The sequence below is a fragment of the Pseudomonas rossensis genome (genome assembly GCF_039888995.1).
Taxonomy (GTDB): domain Bacteria; phylum Pseudomonadota; class Gammaproteobacteria; order Pseudomonadales; family Pseudomonadaceae; genus Aquipseudomonas; species Aquipseudomonas rossensis.
The window spans coordinates 1-383 of sequence record NZ_JBBWCB010000343.1; the positions used below are offsets into that span (position 1 = coordinate 1).

1 protein-coding gene is annotated in these 383 nt (G+C 64.2%); it reads left to right on the plus strand.

Annotated elements, in window-relative coordinates; genetic code table 11:
• Positions 1–383, plus strand: a 383-nt coding sequence (locus WLY71_RS30795) for a cadherin-like domain-containing protein (RefSeq protein ID WP_347806597.1), incomplete at both ends; no start/stop codon positions are given.

Genomic DNA, 383 nt, shown 5'->3' on the forward strand with positions numbered 1-383 from the left:
GTGACCCCGGTCGACGACAGCTTCACCGATATCAGCGAAACCGTGACCACCAGCGAAGACACCCTGGTGACCGGCAGCGTGCTCACCGGCACCAGCAGCGTCGACGGCCCGGTCAGCGTGCTCAACTTCACCATCGGTGCGACCACTTACGCCGCCGGCAGCACCGCGACTATCGCCAACGTCGGCACCCTGGTGCTTGCCGCCAATGGCGCCTACACCTTCACCCCGGCCGCCAACTACAACGGCAGCGTGCCGACGGTCAGTTATACCGTCACTGACGGCTCCGGTTCTGACGTCACCTCGACCTTGAACATCAGCGTGACCCCGGTCGATGACAGCTTCACCGACATCAGCGAAACCGTGACCACCAGCGAAGACGCCCC